The organism is Hyphomicrobiales bacterium, assembly GCA_030688605.1.
Lineage (GTDB): Bacteria > Pseudomonadota > Alphaproteobacteria > Rhizobiales > NORP267 > JAUYJB01.
On record JAUYJB010000117.1, the window covers coordinates 1 to 20,045 of the forward strand.

Genomic DNA, 20,045 nt, shown 5'->3' on the forward strand with positions numbered 1-20,045 from the left:
CACGGTCAGCTCGTTGATCAGCTCGACCAGCTCCTTGTGCTCCTCGTCAACGGACGGAATCCCGGTGCAATATTCATCCCGCCAACGGATCAGGGCCATGATTGCCTCCTAATCGGTCGCTTCGTGAAACAGAAAACCGCCGCCCTCGGCACGAAATTGTATAACAAAAAGCACCCCCGGTCGAAGCGCGACCTCGGTGTGCGCCTCATAGTCGAAGCCTTCCGCGCGGTCGCTGTCGCGCATCCGCGCGGCGAGTGTGTGCGGCCCGGCCGGGATCGGAAAGCTCTGGTAGAGCCGGGCCGGGCCATCCGAGCGCAGGCCCGTTGGCTCGAGCGTCTCAGAAAAGACCACCTTGCCGTCGAGCTCCAGCTCCACGGCCACCGGCAGCCTCTCGCGCTCGCAGATGAGTTTGCGGCGCATGTTCGGCGCCAGCTTCTCCAAATCCTCGGGGGTCGGCTCCCGGCATCCGCCTTTGCTCTGGCCGCCATGGACCAGCGCGAGCTTGATGAGCGCAGAATCGGCTGGAAAGTGACGGTAGGCGGGCGTGTCGGAAAAATAGCCGATGACCGCCATGATCGCGGCATAGATCGCGACCTGCCCAGCAATCTTGATCGCGCTAAGCATCACTGGTCGCCTTGTAGTGCCGTGGTGCCGGCGGCGGGCCGCCGTCGCGCTTGGGCGGTTGCCGCTTGGGAAGCGTGGCAAGCGCCGCGGCGAAGCGTCTGATCTCGCGGCGCAGCCCCGCGCCTTCCGAGGCGTGACCCCAAAATTGGGCGATTTGCTCGCGCGACACGCGTTCGCGCAAGTGAGGGTCGCGCGTGCCGTTGACGCGGCCAAGAGCCCAGTCGATGCCGAAACGGTTGTAGCAGTCGCCTTTCGGGCAGCCGGTGAGCAGCACCCCGTCGGCAAGGCCAGCGCTCAATGCATAGTCGATAAAGGAAGGCGGCAGATTGCCGATACACGGCAGCTCGACCGCAGCGGCGCCGGGAACGGAAAGGCTTCTCGCCCTCACGCCTTGGGCACAGCCGAAGACGAGGATGCGCGGCTCGCCGCTCAGCCGGTCGGCCGCCTCGTGCATGGCGGCGCGGATGTCGGCGAGTGACCGGTCCGGCAGGTCAATGCCGCTGATCAGCTCGGCGCGGCGGCGGAACGGGGTCGAGGTCGGGCAGGCGCCGACGCAGATGCCGCAACTCACGCATTTCGACGCGGAGACGCTCGCCTGCCGATCGAACTTCTTGCCGTCGCTGCGCGGCGCCATGGTGATGGCGTTAAACGGACAATCGGCAGCGCAGCGGGCGCAGCCATTGCACTGGTCGAGCGTGACCAGCGCCGGTTTGGCGCGGCGCATCGGTGGAAGAAAGGGCAGGACGGTAAGGAGCAGCAGCACAACGCCGACGGTTGCCCAGACTGTGCCGGACGACCAATAGTCGAGCAGCGGATAAAGGCCGAGATAAAACCAGTCGAGCCGCACCACTGACACGACCGTCGTCAGGTCTGCGGGTCCATGGCTGACCGCCGGCTTGACCAGCGACAGGGCGAGGATGGCGGCGAACATGCCGGCAGCAAGCCCCCGCGGCGGGTTGGTCTCCGCCCGGGTGACCCGCTGCAGATGGATCCACAAAATGAGCAGCAGGATCAGGGGAGCGGCGATGTGGAGGTAGATCATAAGCGTGAAGAAGCGGTCGTCGAGCTGCTGCGGCGTGAGGAAATTGGTGGCGATCGGGGTCACGAAGATCGGCAGCCAGTCGAGCCACTCGGTCGAGCGGATGGCGACATATTGGGCAAGCTCGTCCCAGACCAGCCAGTAGCCGGTGATGCCGCAGACGAAGACCAGGAACAGGATCGGCGTGCCGGTCGACCAGGTGAACCAGCGCGCGCCGCGATGGCGGTCGAGCGCAAATTCGCGGAAGATGTGGATGACCATGAACAGGACCATGGCATCGGAGGCGTAGCGGTGCAGCGAGCGCATGACGCCGCCGAGATACCACTGGTCGTGGGTGAGATACTCGACCGACTCATAGGCCGCGGTGATGCCGGTATCGAAGAAGATGTAGAGATAGATGCCGGTGACGGCGACGACCCAGTAAAGGAAGAAGCCGAGCGCGCCGAGATGATAGAGCGGGTTGAGGCGGGTGCCGAAGATCCGGTCGAGCCCGGTTTCCAGCGCGGCGAAAAACGCGCGCAGCGGCCTTTGGATGAAATTCATGCGGGGTTGCTCCGCTCCGCCTAGCTCGCCCGGCCCTCGCGCCACAGCCGCCAGACATTGCGGGTGACGATCACCCCTACTCCGCCCAGGCTCAAGGCGCCGATGATCATCCCGATGAAAACCGAATAATCGAAATAATAGCGGTCGTCGCGCGGATCGTAGAGGGTGCAGAACAGACGGATGCGGTTGGCGATGCCGGGGATGGTGGTGAAATCGCGGGCGCGGCCGAATATGAGGTCCTTGAGCGGCTCGACGATGCTCGGCGCGGCGAAGCTCGCGCCATAGACCTGCCGGTAGACGGTACCGGCGCCGTCGAGGATGGTCGTCTGCGCCAGATGGTCGAAGCCGCGCGGCGAGGGGAAATAGATAAAGCCGAGCGTGTCAGCGAGCCGGTGTATGGTCTCGGCATCAGCGGACAGGAGACGCCAGTTGGCCAGGTCGATCCCGCGCTCCCCGGCGTAGAGGCGCATCCGCTCGGGTGTGTCGTTCTTGGCGTCGAAGCCGATGGTGACGACGGAAAAAGAGTCCTTGCCGAGCGCGGAGCGGCCAGCGCGCACTGCGTTGCGCAGATTTTCGGTGATCAACGGGCAGGTGTCATAGCAGCTCGTATAGATCAGGCTAATGACCAGCGGCTTGCCCCTGAAGTCTGTAAGATCGACCGGGTTTCCGGCCGAATCGACCAAGGCATGGTTGCCGACAGCGCGGCCGATGGCGTCCTGGCTGACCTTGAGCGCCTGCTTTTCGTCGAATGGGCTAACGTCGGACGCGGCATCGCCATGGGCGGCAGCCGGCAGCGCGTCTGTCAGCAACCATGCTCCTGCCGCCAACAGCGCCGTAACGAGCCGAAGAGCCATTCCAGAAGCCTTCACGAAATGAGCCAGCCATCGATCATGGCCCCGACCAGCAGCAGCGTGAGCTGCAAGAGCGAGGCATGAAAGTTCTGCAGCGCTGCCTTGCGGCCGGGCGCGCGCACAAGGGCCAGGCTCCGCCACACGAACACGGCGCCGCCGAGGACCGCACAGGCAAGATAGACGACTCCAAGCCCAAACATGACGGGGACGAGTGACAGAAGGACCAGGGCCACCGTGTGGGCGAGGATGATCCGGGCGGCAACCGCCTCGCCGACGACGACGGGAAGCATCGGCACGCCGGCCTTGGCGTAGTCCTCGCTGAGCGCTGTTGCGAGGCTCCAGAAATGCGGCGGCGTCCACAGGAACAGGACGACGGCGAGGATCAGTGGCGCCGGCGCCAGCGCTGGATCGACCGCGGCGGCGCCGGCCAGCACCGCGAAGCTGCCGGCAAGCCCGCCGATGACGATATTGAGCACCGAGCGGCGCTTCAGCCAAACTGTATAGACGATGCCGTAGACGAAGGCGCCGAGAAAGACGTAGAGCGCCGCGGCGGCATTGAGCACCAGGCCGGCAAGGCCGACGCCGAGGGCAAGCACGCCTAGGATGGCGGCAAGCCAGGCCGGCCCCGCGGCAAGCGCGCCGGTGACGAAGGGGCGGTTGCGGGTCCGCGCCATCAGCGCGTCGAGGTCGCGTTCCGCATACTGGTTGAAGGCGCCGGCGCTCGCCGAGGACAGGAACACCGCCAGCGCCAGCACCGCGACCTTCCAGGCCGGAAGCGTGTCTCCCGGCGTCACCGCCAGACCGGCCAGCGCGCAAAGCGTGATCGCAAAGCCTATGCGCAGCTTGAACACGTTGGCGGCAAGGGCGATCGCGTTGGCCAAGTCGGTTGCTCCCCACGCAGGTCGATGGCGGCGGGTCCGCGTATGCGGACCCGCCATGATCGCCTCAGCTCAGCGGCCACACTTCGGACAGGAACTTCCAGTTGACGAAGTAGTAGAGCACGAAGGCGGTGAAGAACACGGCGATCAAGACGATGGTCCCGGGAACCTTGACATGCTCCTCCGAGCCGTAGTGGGCCACCGCCGCGCCGCCGTCGAAGACCACCGGATTGGCCTTGGCGACGGCCTCCGTGCGCCGCTCGCCGAACAGCACCGAGCCGACGACGATAACGATGAAGATAAGGCCGCCTGTCGCGGCGAGCAGCGCGAAAATGCCGTTCAAGCCCATCATCAGGAAGGCCGTGCCCGGCAGTTCGACGGACAGCGGCGCATCGGTGAAGGTGATGTCCCAATGCCGCCGCGGAACGCCGAGCGTTCCGGCCCCCATCATGAACAGGGAAATGCCGCCCACCCCGATGCCGAACAGGTAGGGTTGCCATTTGGCGAGGCCCTTCAGGATGATCTGCCGCCGGAAGATAAGCGGCACCACCAGATAGGTGATGGCCATGAAGGCGAGTGTCGTGCCTGCGACGACCGTAGCGTGGAAGTGTCCCGGCACATAGAGCGTGTTGTGCATCAAGAGGTTGATCTGCTCGGTGCCGAGAACGACCCCGGAGATGCCGCCCAGGAAGCCAAACATGATCAGCGAGAGGAACATGCCGGCAAACGCCGGATTGTCCCATGGCGCCTTGCGCAGCCACTCAAAGATGCCGTTGGTGAACCCGCGGCGGCGCTGCGCCACCTCCACCGCGCCGGGCACGCTCAGCCCATGGATCATGCTGCCGAGGACGGCAAGATACATGGCGTAGGAAGTGTTGAAGATCTTCCAGTTCGAACTGATGCCCGGCTCGACCAGCAGATGGTGCGCCGAAGCGAGCTGCAGAAACAGAATATAGAGCAGGAAGGCCGTGCGGCTGACCTTTTCCGACAGCGGCCTGGCGCCCAGCACCATGGCGGCGATGGCGTACCAGACGGCGACATGGGCGGAGACGTTGACCTGTTGCGAGGAATGACCCATCCCCCACCAGATGACCTTGTAGAGCAGCGGGTCGACGGTGCTGATAAGGCCGAGGGACCACAGCCAGGTCGGAATGAGGATCACGGCGCCCGAAGCGATGGTAAACACGGCGATGATCGCCGCGGTGATGGCCCCGAAGGTGACCAGCGGCACCGATCCTTCATAGGTCTTCTCGTCCTTGGCGACGACCAGGGTGGCGAAGAAGACGAAACAGCCGATCAGCGCCCCGACCGCGAACAGGATCAACCCGAGATAGAAGTTGGGCCGTGCCTGCATCGGCGGATAGGAGGTGAACATGACGCTCGATTCGCCCTGCAGCACGGCGATGTTGGCGAGCACCGCGCCGACCAGCATCAGGGCGAAACCGAGCCAGGCGATTTTCGGCACAGCGAGCCGGCTGCCCAGCAGCACGGCAGAACCAAAATAGAGGATCGCGATCTCGAAAAAGATGATCCAGAACAACAGCACGTCGGCACCGTGCGCGGTCAATGCCAGATAGAACCATTCGGCGGGCAGGATGTGCACGGCCGGCCAGCGGGTCAGCGCCACGAGCAGGCCAAAAAAGCCGCCGATGGCAAGAAACACGACCCCGACGACGGCATTCGCTTTGATCAGCGCCTCGGCCTGGGCCTCGACCCTGAGGCCGGTGTCGGGACAAGTGCGGAACTTCGCCTCGACGGCTCTGATCCCTTTTCCGTATGTTGTTGCGTCTGCCATGACCCCCCTCCTATTGAGCTTCGACGACATAGATGCGGCCCACCATCTGGTGGTGTCCGATGCCGCAGAATTCGTTGCAGACGACCGAGAATTCACCGACCTCGTCGGGCGTGACCGTCAACACCGTCTCGTAGCCGGGATGAATCTGCAGATTGATGTTGACCGGCTGCAGCGAGAAGCCGTGCTGCCAGTCAAGGGAGGAAACATGCAGGCGGTATGACTTGCCTTTCTCGAGCTCGAGAATCGGCCACCATTCCCACAGCCGCCCGAGCACGTAGACGTCGCCGCCGGCCGGCGGGTGGACGACCGGAACGTCGGCCTCCTCGCGCACCGTATATTGATCGGCCATAGCCTCGGTCCGCTCGGAGAACACCTCCGGCCTGATCCGGTAAGCCTCGTTGGAAAGGTTCTGCTCGCCGGCGAAATGCCAGTAGATCATGGCAAAGAACATCAGCAGGCCCCACAAAAAGGCGATCGTGATCCAGGTGACCTCGACCTTGGTGAGGGGCTCGTTCCACCAGACCCTGTTTTTCGGCGGATGTATAGCCATCGTGCCCTCCCCGGCCTATTGCGCGATCGGGATCATTGCGACCTCGATCACGCCCCAGACGATGTAGAGCACGGTCGGTATCGCCACCCCGAGAAACAGGAGGATGAACGGATTGTCGAGTAGTTGTTGCATGACGGGGATCGGTTCCTCCCCGTCATGACCCTTGGTTTCGCCGGTCATGATTGTACCCTCTTTCCCTTGAGCGCCCGGGTGAACAAGTGCTTCCCGCAGACAGATCCGCAGCTTCCCCAATCTTGCAACTAGTAGACAAAACGCTAACAGCCGCGTCAATGCGGTTCTTGACAATAGTCAAGCGATTCCCATCGGTGGTGGAGGGACGGTGCTGTTGGCCGACATAGGCGCGGATGGCGGCGAAGCTGACCATCGCGAGAATCAATAGGATGACGAAGAAGACGACCGTGCGCTGCTTGAGCACGCGGCCGAGATAGGCCTCGATGCGGCGTAGGATCCAGTCGGCGAGAAGATAGAGAAGGATCGCGACGAGAGTGAAATAGACTATCTCCACGGGATTGGCCTCCTTCTCCGTCCGACTTGCAGCATGACAGGGCGCTCCTGGAAAGAACCCGTCATTTCCGTAGGTTGGAATGTTTCTCCGCCGATCATCTGGTCCGGAGACGCGGGTTGAGTGCCGTTTCTGCGCTCATTAGCCGTTCGTCTCTGCCGGGCTTCTCTCGTCGCCACACGTTTGCCGGGTGCAAAGGGCGGGCCGGTGCCATCGACGCGCCGGATTGCTGAAGGCGAGCAGGTCGCCTTGGTCGAGCCACTCGAAGGGCAGACGGCCGCGACGATGTCGGGCGCAAGGAACGCGAGTGGCAGAACCCGGCCCAAGTCGCTGCGGTCCCCGGTTTTGCGGGCTGCCGCCGCGGCATGGCCAGGTCAGCTTCTCCGGTCAGTTGGTTCATCCAGCGGTGCGCCCCGGCGAAATCCTGGCTGAACCTTCCGGCCCCGAAACGCACGCGCTGTTATGGACCGTCCCTAGCGGCTTTAGCCGCCACTGGCCTCGATCACGCCGCAGCCGATCCGAGGACCAGCATCCCCGGCGGGCTGGCTGGTATAATCATCCGCCCCCCCGTGAATCACGAGGGCCGAGCCGTCATCATCGAGGAGCGGGTTCTCGCCGCCGGAGATGGTGACCATGGTGGTGACGGTCTCGAACGTCACCGCGCCGCTTTCCGGCACGTTGAGGTTGACCATGTCGCCGGCGTGTGGCCCGCCCTCGCTAAAAAAGCCATGCTCGGCATTGGTGGGATTATAGTGCCCGCCCGCCGAATCGAACGGCGGCTCGCATTTACCCACCGCGTGGAGGTGGAAGCCGTGTGTGCCCTGCGGCAGGCCCTCGAGCACCGCCCGGACCAGGACGCCATTCGGCGTCTGGGTGAACTCGACCGTTCCAAGCGCCTTGCCGTCCTTGTCGGCCACATCCGCCTTGGCCGCTTCCATCGCCGGCTGCTGCGCAAAGGCAGCGCCGCCGATGGCCAGCACTGGCACGGTTCCTATAATCATCGCAATAAGGCGTTTCATGACAATCACCCTTCGACTGAAATGACTGCAGCTGCTGTCGGGAACGTCGGCCGTTGCTCAACCATTGAAACGGGGCGCGGCGCGACCGGTTCCACGCCTAGAGTATACGCGGCGGCCAGCAACGGTGGAAATCATGATGCCTTGTTCAGTCTTGAAGGCCGGACAGTCCCCGGATTGGGGCAGGGAGCCTTCTTTTTGCGCTTCGCCGTCACGTCGCCGTTGTAAGGCTGATCTTCTCGCGCGCCAGGTCCGGTTCGCCGCAATGGGCGAGGATCACCGCGCGCGCCGCATCGCGAAGCCGCACCGCGGCCTCGAAATCAGTGCCGTCGACCCTGATCGGCGTGCCGATATGCACCGATATGGCCCCGCGCCGGGGAAACCATTGTCCGCCGCGCAGCACCGATAGGGTACCGCGGATGGCGACGGGAATGACTGGCGTGCCGGTCTGGGCCGCGACCAGAAACGCCCCCAGATGAAATCCCAGCAGGCCCGGCATGCGGGTCAGCGTCCCTTCCGGGAACGAGACGATCCGTTCGCCGGCCTCGGCCGCCTTCAGCGTCAGCGCCGTGTCCTCAATGCCGCCGCTCGCGTCCGTACGGCGCACGAAAATCGTTCCGAGGCGCCGCAGGAAGGGCCCCGTGATCAGCTGGGCCCCGAGCTCCGCCTTGGCGACAAAGGAAAGCTTGCCCGGGATCGCCGCCGAGATGACCATGCCGTCCAGATAGCTTGAATGGTTGCTCACCAGGATCACGCGCTTTTCGGGGATCGGGCCTTCCGCCTCAACGTCCACGGCAAGCCCGGTGAGGCGCAGGAACAGGCGCGCGAGCCCGCCGGTTACGGCATGCGCCCAATCCCGCCGCGGCAGCGCGACGACGAGCGGCCAGACGAAGACGCTGATGAGGCAAAGCGCGCACCACCAATAGGCGGCATAGGCGAAATGGACCGCAATTCGCCCTCCCCGCTGAAAGCGATGTGCCAGTCCGACGAGGCTCAGACGGGCAAGCTGCCACCACAGGGCGCGGGCCTTGCGCCCGATCATCCCGCTTTCGTATAGCGAGCGCGCCTGCGAACGGCGAATCTTGCCGCTCGAGGTTTTCGGAACCGCGTGCGGCGGCGCGAGGACGATCTCGTCCGGCGGCAGGTTGAGAAGCTCCAGGGACGCATCCGAAATTCGTTGCTTCAGCTCATCCAATTGCGCTTGATCGGCAAGCCTCGTCTCGGCGAGGATGATCAGCCGCTCAGTGCCGGTGCGCGGGTCCCTGCTGGCGAACGCGGCGACGCAGCCTTTGCGGATGCCTTCAATATTGCCGACATGTTCCTCCAGCTCGTGGGGATAGATGTTGCGCCCGGAACGGATGATCATGTCCTTGATCCGGCCGGTGAGGAATATGTCGCCGCCGACGATATAGGCAAGATCGCCGCTCTCCAGCCAGTCGCCGTCGAACAGGGCGCGCGTCTTCTCCTCGTTGCGGAAATAGCCGGTCGTCACCGAGGGGCCCTTGAACTGAAGCCGTCCCTCGTGGCGCGCGGCGACCTCGCGGCCGGTCGCGTCAACGATCCTCACCTCGTGGTTCGGCAGCGGCTGGCCGCAAGCGACGAATTCAAGCGCGGTGACGTCGTCCGGTTCGGCCGGCCGCGCATAGCCGCGCTGGGACAGGGATTCGCGCTCCACGCGATCGATGATCGGTGCCCGCCCGGTCGGCGGAAAAGCCAGCCCCACGGCGCTCTCGGCGAGCCCGTATACCGGCGCCATGGCCTCCGGCCTGAAGCCATAAGCTTTGAATTTCTCGGTGAAGCGGACGATGGTGCTCGGGCTCACCGGTTCGGCGCCGTTGACCACCATGCGCAGCGTGCTCAGGTCGAGGCCGTCGATATCCGCATCGCGGATATTCTTCAGACACAGCTCGAACGCGAAATTCGGCGCGGCCGAGAGCGTCGCGCGATGACGGTGAATGGCCCACAGCCAACGCGCGGGGTCGGCCAGAAAGGCGAGCGGCGGCATGATGACCGCGGGCGCGCCGTAATAGAGGCAGCCGAACCAGGCGCCGATCAGCCCCATATCGTGATAGAGCGGCAGCCAGCTCACCAAAATATCGGAGGAACTCGCCTCCATGACCTCGCCCATGGCGCGGATATTGGCGATGAGGTTGGCGTGGGAGAGGACGACGCCCTTGGGATCGCCGGTGCTGCCCGAAGTGTATTGGATCAGCGCCGTCGTCCCGCCGTCGGCGGGCGTCGCCTCGCCGATCATCTCGCCTGAGGCAAGCTCGGTGACCGTCTCCACGCGGCGCAAGGAATCCGTCAGGCCGTAGAGCAGGACCCCGACCCTGTGGATCTCCTCGTCGGTGACGAGAAAGCTCGCTTGCGCATTGGACAGGATGCCGGCCTGCCGGCGCAGATGGTCTTCGACCTGGGCGCGGCGAAATGGCGGATAGATCGGCACCGGTATTCCGCCGCTAAGAAGCACCCCGAAAAAGGCGTGGAAGAAGCCTGCCTCAGTCGGCAGCATGATGGCGACGCGCTCGCCGCGCTCAAGTCCCCGATTGATCAGTCCGCCGGCGACCGCTCGCGCGGCCCGATCGAGCCCCGAATAGGTAATGGCCTCGTCTTCCTCGTCGCTGCGCCACAACAAGATGTGCGGCCGTTCGCCATGCGTCCCGACATGGGCCGCGAGCACCTCGATGAGCGTGGTTGCCTGCGTCGGCGCCGAGGTTTCCGGCAGCACGATGGGCTCAATGGCGGTTCTGATACGTCCCGCGCCGGCGTCGGGTGCGGCGGCGGTCACCTCCTTGAGCAGGTCACGCAGCGTCCGGGCCTCGCCGATCAGGCGCTCGGGCAATCGCACCTTGAAGGCCCGGTCGATGCGGAGCAGCAGCTCCGCGCGCCCGAGGCTATCGAGACCGATGTCGCTGTCAATGTCGCTGTCGAGCTCGACGGTCAGTGTTCGGCGCAGATGCGGATGCAGCTCGACGGCGAGGTCATGGACGATAGCGAGAAGCTGGCGGGCGTTCTCGTCATCCGCCGCACGGCCTTTTGCGGTCGCCCGCTGCTTTCCAGCCTTTACCGCCGAAGCCATTCGATGCCACCCAGTATCGCTGTCCGCCGATCATCGGCGCGCACAGCGGCATTGCATTGATGCGGGTCAAGGTCGCGCGAACCGCAGCGAGACGATTCTAGCATGGCTGGTGTCAGAACCCTTTACGGCCTCGGTTGCACCTGGCCGGCCCGACGTCTTGACCGTTTTTGCGGCCCTTCCCATATTTGCCATATCCGGCGCCCATGATGGGGCCGGACGCGGTGTACCGTGCCTGAGGGGCGGCCGCGCCGCAAAGACATGTCTGTCGCTTGATGAAGGACAATCGATGTCTCCCGCGTCTCAGTTTTCAAGTCCGTTTCTGCTCGGCTTCGAGGGTCTCGAACAACTGCTCGACCGGCTGACGAAGTCAGCGGGCAATGGGTATCCGCCTTACAACATCGAACGCGTGTCGAAAAGCGACCGCGGCGAGGTGCTGCGCATCACGCTCGCCGTCGCCGGGTTTACGCGCGATCAATTGGAGATCAGCCACGAAGACAACCAACTCGTCATCCGCGGCCGGCAGACCGACGACAAGTCGCGCACCTTCCTGCATCGCGGTATCGCCGCCCGGCAGTTCCAGCGCGCCTTCGTGCTCGCCGATGCCATCGAGGTGGCGGGCGCGGAACTGAAGGACGGACTTTTGTCCATCGATCTGGTTCGCCACGATCCTGAGCGGCTGGTGCGCAAGATCGACATCACCAACGGGCAATGACGATAGGCGACATGGACGAAAGGTTGAGACAATGACCGAGCAAGAACGCAAAATCCCCCCGCTTTCGGCGGACGAGTTCGCCCATCTCGGCGGCGGCGAGGTCGCCTATATCCGCGAAATCGAGGCCCAGGACGCCATCGGCCAGTTCCCGTCCGCCCGCAGGCTGCCGGCAACCGCGCGGCTGTTCGTGCTGCACGCAGCCGACGGCACGCCGATCCTGCTCGGCGACAACCGCGACACGGTGATCGCCAATGCGCGCGAGCACAGCCTGATGCCCGTCTCCGTGCACTGATCCGAAGTCTGCCGGAAAAGCTTTAGACCGAAATCCATCTGATCCGAATCGGTTTTCGGTTCAATCTCAATGGTTGAGCATGTTCTTCCCGCAAAACCGGTTCCCATTCTTGCGGAACATGCTCTAAGCGGCGTCGGATTCGGTGGACTCGATCAACAAGGCATAAAGGCCTGCCGCATCGCGGCAGCCGCGCAGCTTCTTCGCCGCGGTCGGTTCGCGCAGCACCCTGGCAACGCGCGCGAGCGCCTTGAGATGGTCCGCGCCGGCTCCTTCCGGTGCCAGCAGCAGAAACACCAGGTCGACCGGCTGGTCGTCCATCGCCTCGAAATTGATCGGCTTGTCGAGGCGGGCGAAGACGCCGCAAATCCGCTGCAGACCCGGCAGCTTGCCGTGCGGTATCGCGACCCCATGACCGACGCCGGTCGAGCCGAGCCGCTCGCGCTGCAGCAACAGGTCGAAAATCTGCCGCTCGACAAGGCCGGTCAGCGCCGCCGCGCGGCCGGCCATTTCCTGCAAGAGCTGCTTTTTGCTCGAGACCTTCATGCTCGGCATGATCGCGTCGGGCGTGATCAGATCGCTCAAATCCATGTTTTCAAATACCCCGGTTCGTGAAATCCGTCAGCGCGCCTCGACATCGGCGGGCGCGGTGCGGCTCGGATCCAGCCAGCCAATGTTTCCGTCGTCCCTGCGGTAGACAATATTGAGCCCGCCATGGCCGGCATTGCGGAACATGATGAATTGCTCATTCCCGAGATCGAGGCGCATGACCGCTTCGCTGACCGTCAGGGTCGGCAACGGCGTCGTGCTTTCGGCGACCACCACGGGATTGTCGGCGGCCTCGCTCTCGGGCTCTTCGTCCTCATCCCTGGGCGCTGCGAGAATGAAGGCCGGCGCCGGCTCCACCCGCGCCTGATTGTGTTCCTTCAAGCGGCGGCGATAGCGGCGCAAGCGCTTTTCGAGCTTGTCGGCCGCAAGTTCGAGTGCGACGTGGGCATCCTGCGCCTCGGCACGCGATTGCAGCCTGACGCCGGAATCGAGATGCGCCACACATTCGGCCAGAAAGCCGATGCGCGTCTTTTCGAACACGATATGGGCGTCGTAGCCGCGGTCGAAATGCTTGCCCAGCACGTCCACCAGACGGTGGCCGGCGCGCTCGCGCAAGGCATCACCCACATCCATATTCTTTCCGGTGATTTTTACGTGCATCGATGCTCAGGCACCTTACCGGGCAGGCCCGCAATTTCCACCGCGCCTTCGCCCACCGCGCGTTCTCGGCAATGACCCCGCAAACAGTGATTCGCGGATTGGCCGCTCCATCCCGGCGCAGATATCGGCATCTGCCTAACGCGGCGGCTGGAACCTAAGAGCGCGACCAGCGCCTGTCAATGCGCTTGCCGCCTGTCCACAGCCAGCCCGGCTTGCCGGCGCGCCGCGAACGGCCGGTCACATCGGCACCCGCTTTTCGCGCCGCCGCTGCACCGAGGAGGCGATGCGCATGGCCTCGCGGTACTTGGCGACGGTCCGCCGCGCGATATCGACACCCTCCTGTTTGAGGACCTGCACGATCTGATCGTCGGACAGGACTTTTTCGGGACATTCCCGGTCGATCAGCTCCCTGATGCGGTGGCGCACGGCCTCGGCGGAATGCGCCTCGCCGCCGTCGGCCGCGGCGATCGCCGAAGTAAAGAAGAACTTCAGCTCGAAGGTGCCGCGCGGCGTCGCCATGTATTTGTTGGAAGTGACGCGGCTGACCGTCGATTCGTGCATGGAAATGGCGTCGGCCACGGTCTTCAGGTTGAGCGGGCGCAGGCATTGAATGCCGTCGGCCAGGAAGCCATCCTGCTGACGCACGATCTCGGTCGCCACCCTGAGCACCGTGCGGGCGCGCTGGTCGAGGCTCTTGACCAGCCAGTTGGCGCTTTGCAGGCACTCGCTCAGATAGGTGCGTTCGAGCTCGTTGTGCGTGTCGCGCGCGACGCTGGTGTAATATTCCTGATTGACCAGCACCTTCGGCAGAGCATCGCTGTTGAGCTCGACCTGCCAGCTGCCGTCCGGCCGCGTCCGCACGAAGATGTCGGGGACGATCGGCTGGATGACGATGGAGCCGAATCTCAGCCCGGGCTTGGGGTCGAGGGCGCGGATTTCGGCGACCATGTCGGCCAGGTCCTCGTCGTCGATCCTGCATAGACGCTTGATCTTGTCGAATTCGCGCCGGGCCAGGAGCTCGATATTCTCGACCAAGCAGGCGATGGCCGGATCGAACCGGTCCTTGTCCTTGAGCTGGATTGCCAGACACTCGGAGAGATTGCGCGCCAGAACCCCCGGCGGATCGAAGGCTTGAATTTCCCTCAGCGTTTCCTCGACCATGTCGAGCGGCGCGGCGAGGCGGATCGCGACCTGCTCGAGATTGCCGGAAAGATAGCCGGCATCGTCGACCATATCGACGAGATGCTGCCCGATCAGACGTTTGGCAGGATCGGCAATGGCCAGCGCCAGCTGTTCGTTGAGGTGATCGCGCAACGTCACCTCGCCGGTCAGCATCGATTCGAAGTCGAATTCGCCGGAATCGAAGCTGCCGCCGCGCCGCCCGCTGATGGCGCTCCAGCCGGAATCCATCGGCTCCATCGCCCGCGGCTCGCTCTCCGGTGCGCCGCCGGCCTCGGTGTCGTCGGGGAAGACATTCTCAACATCCGTGTCGAGCTTGGCCGCAACCGCGCGCGGCGATTCCTCAAAGGCAAGGTCGGACCATTCCGCGGGCTTGTCGGAGGCCTCGTCGCCGGCGCCGTCCGTTTCGGCGTCACTTTCCGCTGCGGCCGGGGCCTCGTCGTCGGCGCGTTCGAGCAGCGGATTGCGCTCCAGCTCTGCCTCCACATAGGCTTCAAGATCGAGGCTGGAGAGCTGCAGGAGCTTTATGGCCTGCTGAAGCTGGGGAGTCATGACCAGGGCTTGGCCCTGCCTCAACTCCAGCTTTGGAATCAGCGCCATGTCCCGATCACTCCGCTCTTAACACCCGGCTCGCGGCGGCTATAGGCTGAATTGATCGCCGAGATACAGGCGGCGCACCTCGGCGTTGGCGATGATCTCGTCCGGACGCCCCTCCATCAGCACCTCGCCGCTGTGAATGATATAGGCGCGGTCGATCAGCTCCAAGGTTTCGCGGACATTGTGATCGGTGATCAGAACCCCGATGCGGCGTGCCGTCAGATGGCGGACCAGGGCGCGCAAATCGTTGATGGCGATCGGATCGATGCCGGCAAACGGCTCGTCGAGAAGCATGAAAGACGGCCGGCTGGCCAGCGCCCGGGCGATTTCCACCCGCCGCCGCTCGCCGCCGGAGAGCGCGATCGCGCGCGACTTGCGGACATGGAGAATGCCGAATTCCTCAAGCAGCGCATTGAGCTCCGCCTCGCAGGCCCGGCGGTCGGGCTCGACCAGCTCGAGCACGGCGCGAATGTTCTGTTCGACGGAAAGACCGCGAAAGATCGACGCTTCCTGCGGCAGATAGCCGATGCCCAAGCGCGCACGCTGATACATCGGCAGACCGGTGACATCCTGGCCGTAGACCTCGATACGGCCGCGGTCGGCGGCGATCAGCCCGGTGATGATGTAAAAGACGGTGGTCTTGCCGGCGCCATTGGGACCGAGCAGCCCCACTGCCTCGCCCTGCTGGACGTACAGGCTGACCCCGCGAACGACCGGCCGGCGCTTGAAGCTCTTGGTGACGTCGTGGACGGCAAGCCTGGCCGGAGCTGCGTCAGGCGCCAAGCCAAAGTCGATCTCCGCCGCGCCGCGTGCAGGCCGTTTCGCGGATCGCCGGGGAAATGATAAAAGCTTACCCACTGTTGCCTCACTTCGGCTGGGCCGCGCGCTGGCACGACGGCGCGGCAGTGCCGTCACCCGGTCCCGAACTTGGGAACCGCCCGCCATGCCCGACGTCGCTCATTGCGGTGCCGGCGGTTCGCCGCCCTCGCCGGGACGCGGCGAACTGGGGACGAATGATCCGGTCACCCGGCCGCCCTTTCCCGACTTGTGCGCTTCCAGGCGCGAGCGGCTGGTATTGAGGTCGACGACGAGCTTGCTGCCGCGCAGGACATTGCCGCCCTGGGTCAGCACCACGTCGCCGTCCACCGTGATGATGTTCTGTTTCATTTCGAAAACGGCGTGATCGCCGGTCACGGTCTGGTCCTTGGTCTCGACCAGGACCTTGCCGAGGGCCTCCAGCCGCCTGATCTGCTGCTGGCCGCCGCCGTTCACCCTGCCGTCATAGCTTACCTTCAGAACCTTGGTCTTCAGCGTGACCTCGCCCTGGACGACGTTTACATTGCCCTTAAAGATGGCGAGTTGCTCTTCATCAAGCACTTCCAGCACATCCGAGGCAATGTCGATCGGCTTGTCGGAGTTAACCGAAAACCCGGAAAACGCATTGGCGAGCCGGCTTTGCGCCGCAGCCGGCGCGGACGCGGCAACGATCAGCGCCGCCGCCAGGGCCAAGACATGCCGGGCCATGACGCCTGCCAACCGCATCGCCGAACGTCCGTCAGCGCCGATCATCAGCCGTCTCCTTGACCTTTGGGCGGAAGGTTAGGATCACTTTTCCGGTGAAAACGATGCGTTTTCCCCTGTTCTCGATCTGCAGCCGGCGCGCGCGCAACTGACCGTTCAGCATGTCGATCTCGACCGGCCGGTTGGAAGCGACGCTGCCGCTCTTAAACGCGATTTCCGCCGATTTGAGCCGCATTTCGTAGCCTTTGTCGTTGCGGACGCGGACATCCTCCTCCAGCCGCAACTCCTCTTTCTCGGTGTCGAACACGCCGGAGCGGGCGTCGACGGTCGTCCAGCGCCCGTCCTCCTCGGTGATTCGCGCCTTGACCTGCTGCAAGCGGACGATGTTCGGCTTGGATATGTCCTGCATGGCCGCCGCGGCGCTGACCTCATAGGTCTTATCGTTCTGCGAATAGCCGGACAGGCGCGGGTTTTCCATCTTCAAGACGCCGTTCTCGACCGAGATCCGCCCGACCGAGACTGGCCCGAAGGACAACAGCCACTCTCCATTCGCCAGCACCGTCGCGATGACCAGGACGGCGGCGAGCGCCGGCAGAAGGCGGCGCAACCGGCGCACCAATCGGCTGTGGTGCCGGGCCTGCGCCAGAACGCGCGCCTGCTCGTCGCGGTCATAGCCGCTCCAGCGCGCCAAACGGCTGTCCATATGGTCAGTGATCGCCGTCATCAAACGCACACATCCAATCCCTCGGCGCGGCTGGTTTCCGCAGCCGCCCCAAGATCACACCGGCTTTCAAGAGATCCAGCATATCACGGGAACGATGAATCAAACTTGCCGCAAACTATGATTATTTTTGGGCGTATCGGTAGTCGGCATTAATGGGCGAACAGGTCGTCGTCCGTAAAGCCGGCGAGGTCGAGCCGGACGCGGGTCGGAAGGAAGGCGAAGCAGGCCTGCGCCAGCTGCAAGCGTCCTTCCCGTTTCAGCATCTCCGTGAGCCTGTCGCGCAGCGCGTGCAGGTGCTGCACGTCGGCGGCCGCATATTCCAGTTGCGCCTGGCTCAGCTCCGGCGCCCCCCAATCGGAACTCTGCTGCTGCTTGGAAAGGTCGATGCCGATGAGCTCCCGCGCCAGCTCCTTGAGGCTGTGCCGGTCGGTGTAGGTACGGGTCAGCTTGGAGGCGATCTTGGTGCAGAAGACCGGTTCCGGCATGACGCCGAGGGCGTGATCGAGCATGGCCATGTCGAAGCGTCCGAAGTGAAAGATCTTTTGCACCGCCCGGTCGGCGAAGAGCCGGCAGAGGTTCGGCGCCGCGATGCCCTGCTTGGGCACTTGCACCAGATGGGCGCTGCCGTCGCCGGCGGAAAGCTGCACCAGACACAGCCGGTCGCGGAGCGGATTGAGACCCAATGTCTCGGTGTCGACGGCGACAGAGGCGCCGAAACTCAGTCCGTCCGGCAGATCCCCCTGGTGCAGCGTGATCGTCATGATCCTGCGCCTTGCGCGCCCAATGCTGGTGCCCAGGAGAAGACTCGAACTTCCACGGCCTTGCGGCCACTGGCACCTGAAGCCAGCGCGTCTACCAGTTCCGCCACCTGGGCAATGAAGGGTTCCTTAAGGCACCACCACCGCGCTTGTCAATTGGGGCGCCGGGCGGCAATTTCAAGCGAGACGAAAGGTTGCGTGCGATCGTTGCGGGGGCGCCCAGAGCCTGTACAGCCCGCCCCCTTCGGTATATCTGAAATGCCGCCGGCAAGACGCGATCGTCGCTAGCCGCGCGCGGTCGCGCGCGCGCCGAGCGGGACGTCAAGATCGGCGAGGGTATCATGACGAAGGGTTCAAACAGCGACCGGCTGATCACGGTCTTCGGCGGCTCCGGCTTTGTCGGCCGCCATATCGTTCGGGCGCTGGCCCAGCGCGGCCATCGGATACGGGTCGCGGTGCGCCGGCCGGATCTTGCCGGCCATCTGCAGCCGCTCGGAAATGTCGGCCAGATCCACGCCGTGCAGGCCAATGTGCGAAGCCGTGAGTCCATCGACCGCGCGGTCACCGGCGTCTGGGCGGTGATCAATCTGGTCGGAATTCTTGCCGAGAGCGGACGCCAGCGCTTTGCCGCGGTCCATGATAAAGGCGCCGGCGCCATCGCCGAGGCGGCCGCTGCGGCGGGAGCGCAGCATGTCGTGCACATGTCGGCCATCGGCGCCGACCCGCAGTCCCCTTCCGCCTATGCCCGTACCAAGGCAGCCGGCGAGGCGGCCGTCAAGGCGGCCTTTCCCGGCGCCGTGATCATTCGTCCCTCGATCATCTTCGGGCCCGAGGATGAATTCTTCAACCGCTTCGCGGCCATGGCCCGCATCTCGCCGGTGGTTCCGCTGGTCGGCGCCAAGACGCGGTTTCAGCCGGTGTTCGTGGGCGATGTGGCCGAAGCGTTCCTCGCCGCCGTCGAAGGCCGGGCGAAGCCGGGCAAGATCTACGAGTTGGGCGGCCCGGAGGTGGCGACCTTCCGCGAGCTGATGGAGAAGATGCTGGCGATTATCGAACGCCGGCGGTGGATCGTCTCCATTCCCTTGCCCATCGCCAAGTTTCAGGCATTTTTTCTCCAGCTCCTGCCGAAGCCGCCATTAACGGTCGACCAGGTCAGGCAACTCGCCCGCGACAATGTCGTTTCCGAGGAGGCCACCGCCGCCGGCCGCACCCTGCAGGGCCTCGGCATCGGTCCGCGCGCCATGGACGCGATCCTGCCGAGCTATCTCTACTGCTTCCGCAAATCCGGCCAGTTCGCGCACCGCAGGATGGTCTGAGGCGGCATCACTCGCCTGCGACACCGGGCCCTCGGGCAGGGAAAACGCGATGGCGAGGCCGGCGAAGCCGACGACGATGCGCCACCAGGCGAACAGCGCGAAGCCGTGCCGGCTGACAAAGCCGAGGAAGCCACGCACCACGAACAACGCCGAAATGAAGGCGGTGACGAAGCCGATGGCGATGATCAGCGCCGCGTCGGCGTCGATGGCATCGAAGTTCTTGTAGAGGTCGTAGACGAAGGCGCCGGCCATGGTCGGCATGGCGAGGAAGAAGGAATATTCCGCCGCCGAGCGCTTGTCGGTGCCCAACACGAGGGCGCCGGCGATGGTCGCGCCGGAGCGCGACACGCCGGGGATCAGCGACAAGGTCTGGAACAGGCCGATGCCGAGGCAGAGCTTGAGCGGATAGTTCATGATGTCGTGATAGCGGGGCTTCAAGGCGAGCCGGTCGAGCCACAAGAGCGCGACGCCGCCGACGATCAGGGCAACGCAGATCAGGACCAGCGACTCGAAGAAAACCTCGGTGATGACGCGGTGGAACGACACGCCGAGGATGGCTGCAGGCAGGAAGGCGATGACAACGCCGATCACAAATCGCTGGGTGCGGGGCTCGCGCGGCAGCTCGGTGAGGAGCTGCCACAGCCGGGCGGCGTAGAGCGACAAGAGCGCCAGGATGGCGCCGAGCTGGATCAGCACCTCGAAGGCCTTGCCCGCGCTTTCGAAGCCGAGGAAGCGTCCGGCAAGCAGCAGATGCGCCGTCGACGAGACCGGGATGAATTCCGTAAGACCCTCGATGATTCCGAGAATCAGGGCGTCGATGATCGTCTTGCCATCCATGATCG

At 64.4% G+C, this 20,045-nt stretch carries 19 protein-coding genes, 1 tRNA gene and 2 pseudogenes; 3 read left to right on the plus strand and 19 right to left on the minus strand.

Annotated features, from left to right (window positions below):
* Positions 1–108: 108 nt before the first annotated feature.
* The 10 genes from Q8P46_12350 to Q8P46_12395 all read right to left on the minus strand — a co-directional run bounded on the left by Q8P46_12350 (position 109) and on the right by Q8P46_12395 (position 10,898).
* Positions 109–624 (minus strand): hypothetical protein, encoded by a 516-nt coding sequence (locus Q8P46_12350; protein MDP2620946.1) that lies wholly within the window; start codon positions 622–624, stop codon positions 109–111.
* The gene (locus tag Q8P46_12355) at positions 617–2,206 is read right to left on the minus strand and encodes a hydrogenase iron-sulfur subunit (GenBank protein MDP2620947.1); all 1,590 of its coding nucleotides are present in this window, start codon (positions 2,204–2,206) and stop codon (positions 617–619) included. Before Q8P46_12355 ends, Q8P46_12350 begins: the two co-directional genes overlap by 8 nt.
* 20 nt (positions 2,207–2,226) lie before the next feature.
* Entirely contained in the window at positions 2,227–3,060 is an 834-nt protein-coding gene (locus Q8P46_12360) for an SCO family protein (GenBank protein MDP2620948.1), read from the minus strand.
* An 11-nt stretch (positions 3,061–3,071) separates the two neighbouring features.
* Entirely contained in the window at positions 3,072–3,938 is an 867-nt protein-coding gene (cyoE, locus tag Q8P46_12365; protein ID MDP2620949.1) for a heme o synthase, read from the minus strand.
* 64 nt (positions 3,939–4,002) lie between these two features.
* Positions 4,003–5,730: a cbb3-type cytochrome c oxidase subunit I gene (locus tag Q8P46_12370; GenBank protein MDP2620950.1), complete on the minus strand. Its 1,728-nt coding sequence runs from the start codon at positions 5,728–5,730 to the stop codon at positions 4,003–4,005.
* A 10-nt stretch (positions 5,731–5,740) separates the two neighbouring features.
* Positions 5,741–6,280: a hypothetical protein gene (locus Q8P46_12375; protein ID MDP2620951.1), complete on the minus strand. Its 540-nt coding sequence runs from the start codon at positions 6,278–6,280 to the stop codon at positions 5,741–5,743.
* Positions 6,281–6,295: 15 nt separating this feature from the next.
* A complete protein-coding gene (locus Q8P46_12380; GenBank protein ID MDP2620952.1) occupies positions 6,296–6,460 on the minus strand; it encodes a hypothetical protein in 165 nt (54 codons plus the stop codon).
* Positions 6,435–6,806 (minus strand): hypothetical protein, encoded by a 372-nt coding sequence (locus tag Q8P46_12385; GenBank protein MDP2620953.1) that lies wholly within the window; start codon positions 6,804–6,806, stop codon positions 6,435–6,437. Before Q8P46_12385 ends, Q8P46_12380 begins: the two co-directional genes overlap by 26 nt.
* 479 nt (positions 6,807–7,285) lie before the next feature.
* On the minus strand, positions 7,286–7,822 hold the full coding sequence (locus Q8P46_12390) for a superoxide dismutase family protein (GenBank protein ID MDP2620954.1): 537 nt from the start codon (positions 7,820–7,822) through the stop codon (positions 7,286–7,288).
* Positions 7,823–8,030: 208 nt separating this feature from the next.
* Complete coding sequence (locus Q8P46_12395; GenBank protein ID MDP2620955.1) at positions 8,031–10,898, minus strand: AMP-binding protein; 2,868 nt, start codon at positions 10,896–10,898, stop codon at positions 8,031–8,033.
* Positions 10,899–11,184: 286 nt separating this feature from the next.
* Here Q8P46_12395 and Q8P46_12400 point away from each other — a divergent pair, with 286 nt between their 5' ends.
* Together Q8P46_12400 and Q8P46_12405 are read left to right on the plus strand one after the other, a co-directional pair.
* Entirely contained in the window at positions 11,185–11,610 is a 426-nt protein-coding gene (locus tag Q8P46_12400) for an Hsp20 family protein (GenBank protein MDP2620956.1), read from the plus strand.
* Positions 11,611–11,641: 31 nt separating this feature from the next.
* The gene (locus tag Q8P46_12405) at positions 11,642–11,902 is read left to right on the plus strand and encodes a DUF1150 domain-containing protein (GenBank protein ID MDP2620957.1); all 261 of its coding nucleotides are present in this window, start codon (positions 11,642–11,644) and stop codon (positions 11,900–11,902) included.
* Positions 11,903–12,025: 123 nt separating this feature from the next.
* Here the strand turns inward: Q8P46_12405 and ptsN are convergent, their stop codons facing one another.
* The 8 genes and pseudogenes from ptsN to Q8P46_12445 form a co-directional block, all read right to left on the minus strand.
* Positions 12,026–12,490, minus strand: a complete 465-nt coding sequence (ptsN, locus tag Q8P46_12410) for a PTS IIA-like nitrogen regulatory protein PtsN (GenBank protein ID MDP2620958.1) — start codon at positions 12,488–12,490, stop codon at positions 12,026–12,028.
* A gap of 30 nt (positions 12,491–12,520) precedes the next feature.
* A complete protein-coding gene (gene raiA / locus Q8P46_12415) occupies positions 12,521–13,108 on the minus strand; it encodes a ribosome-associated translation inhibitor RaiA (protein MDP2620959.1) in 588 nt (195 codons plus the stop codon).
* Between the two features lie 237 nt (positions 13,109–13,345).
* A complete protein-coding gene (gene rpoN, locus Q8P46_12420; protein ID MDP2620960.1) occupies positions 13,346–14,887 on the minus strand; it encodes an RNA polymerase factor sigma-54 in 1,542 nt (513 codons plus the stop codon).
* A gap of 39 nt (positions 14,888–14,926) precedes the next feature.
* A pseudogene (gene lptB, locus Q8P46_12425) lies at positions 14,927–15,640 on the minus strand (LPS export ABC transporter ATP-binding protein).
* A gap of 201 nt (positions 15,641–15,841) precedes the next feature.
* A complete protein-coding gene (locus Q8P46_12430) occupies positions 15,842–16,453 on the minus strand; it encodes an LptA/OstA family protein (GenBank protein MDP2620961.1) in 612 nt (203 codons plus the stop codon).
* Positions 16,440–17,129, minus strand: coding sequence for an LPS export ABC transporter periplasmic protein LptC (lptC, locus tag Q8P46_12435; protein ID MDP2620962.1), 690 nt, complete (start codon positions 17,127–17,129; stop codon positions 16,440–16,442). Before lptC ends, Q8P46_12430 begins: the two co-directional genes overlap by 14 nt.
* A gap of 149 nt (positions 17,130–17,278) precedes the next feature.
* Positions 17,279–17,890, minus strand: a complete 612-nt coding sequence (locus Q8P46_12440; protein ID MDP2620963.1) for a ribonuclease D — start codon at positions 17,888–17,890, stop codon at positions 17,279–17,281.
* A 26-nt stretch (positions 17,891–17,916) separates the two neighbouring features.
* Positions 17,917–18,003 (minus strand) — tRNA-Leu (locus Q8P46_12445).
* Between the two features lie 225 nt (positions 18,004–18,228).
* Between Q8P46_12445 and Q8P46_12450 the strand changes: the two genes are divergently transcribed.
* On the plus strand, positions 18,229–19,203 hold the full coding sequence (locus Q8P46_12450) for a complex I NDUFA9 subunit family protein (protein MDP2620964.1): 975 nt from the start codon (positions 18,229–18,231) through the stop codon (positions 19,201–19,203).
* Between the two features lie 51 nt (positions 19,204–19,254).
* On the opposite strand, the pseudogene Q8P46_12455 reads toward Q8P46_12450, so the two are convergent.
* Positions 19,255–20,040 (minus strand): annotated as a pseudogene (locus tag Q8P46_12455) (undecaprenyl-diphosphate phosphatase).
* Positions 20,041–20,045 lie beyond the last annotated feature (5 nt).

Bases quoted from the DNA above. Each gene is read 5' to 3' on its own strand.
- Q8P46_12350 (MDP2620946.1), bottom strand. From the start codon at position 624: ATGCTTAGCGCGATCAAGATTGCTGGGCAGGTCGCGATCTATGCCGCG.
- Q8P46_12355 (MDP2620947.1), bottom strand. From the start codon at position 2,206: ATGAATTTCATCCAAAGGCCGCTGCGCGCGTTTTTCGCCGCGCTGGAA.
- Q8P46_12360 (MDP2620948.1), bottom strand. From the start codon at position 3,060: ATGGCTCTTCGGCTCGTTACGGCGCTGTTGGCGGCAGGAGCATGGTTG.
- Q8P46_12370 (MDP2620950.1), bottom strand. From the start codon at position 5,730: ATGGCAGACGCAACAACATACGGAAAAGGGATCAGAGCCGTCGAGGCG.
- Q8P46_12375 (MDP2620951.1), bottom strand. From the start codon at position 6,280: ATGGCTATACATCCGCCGAAAAACAGGGTCTGGTGGAACGAGCCCCTC.
- Q8P46_12380 (MDP2620952.1), bottom strand. From the start codon at position 6,460: ATGACCGGCGAAACCAAGGGTCATGACGGGGAGGAACCGATCCCCGTC.
- Q8P46_12390 (MDP2620954.1), bottom strand. From the start codon at position 7,822: ATGAAACGCCTTATTGCGATGATTATAGGAACCGTGCCAGTGCTGGCC.
- Q8P46_12395 (MDP2620955.1), bottom strand. From the start codon at position 10,898: ATGGCTTCGGCGGTAAAGGCTGGAAAGCAGCGGGCGACCGCAAAAGGC.
- Q8P46_12400 (MDP2620956.1), top strand. From the start codon at position 11,185: ATGTCTCCCGCGTCTCAGTTTTCAAGTCCGTTTCTGCTCGGCTTCGAG.
- Q8P46_12405 (MDP2620957.1), top strand. From the start codon at position 11,642: ATGACCGAGCAAGAACGCAAAATCCCCCCGCTTTCGGCGGACGAGTTC.
- ptsN (MDP2620958.1), bottom strand. From the start codon at position 12,490: ATGGATTTGAGCGATCTGATCACGCCCGACGCGATCATGCCGAGCATG.
- raiA (MDP2620959.1), bottom strand. From the start codon at position 13,108: ATGCACGTAAAAATCACCGGAAAGAATATGGATGTGGGTGATGCCTTG.
- rpoN (MDP2620960.1), bottom strand. From the start codon at position 14,887: ATGGCGCTGATTCCAAAGCTGGAGTTGAGGCAGGGCCAAGCCCTGGTC.
- Q8P46_12430 (MDP2620961.1), bottom strand. From the start codon at position 16,453: ATGATCGGCGCTGACGGACGTTCGGCGATGCGGTTGGCAGGCGTCATG.
- lptC (MDP2620962.1), bottom strand. From the start codon at position 17,129: ATGACGGCGATCACTGACCATATGGACAGCCGTTTGGCGCGCTGGAGC.
- Q8P46_12440 (MDP2620963.1), bottom strand. From the start codon at position 17,890: ATGACGATCACGCTGCACCAGGGGGATCTGCCGGACGGACTGAGTTTC.
- Q8P46_12450 (MDP2620964.1), top strand. From the start codon at position 18,229: ATGACGAAGGGTTCAAACAGCGACCGGCTGATCACGGTCTTCGGCGGC.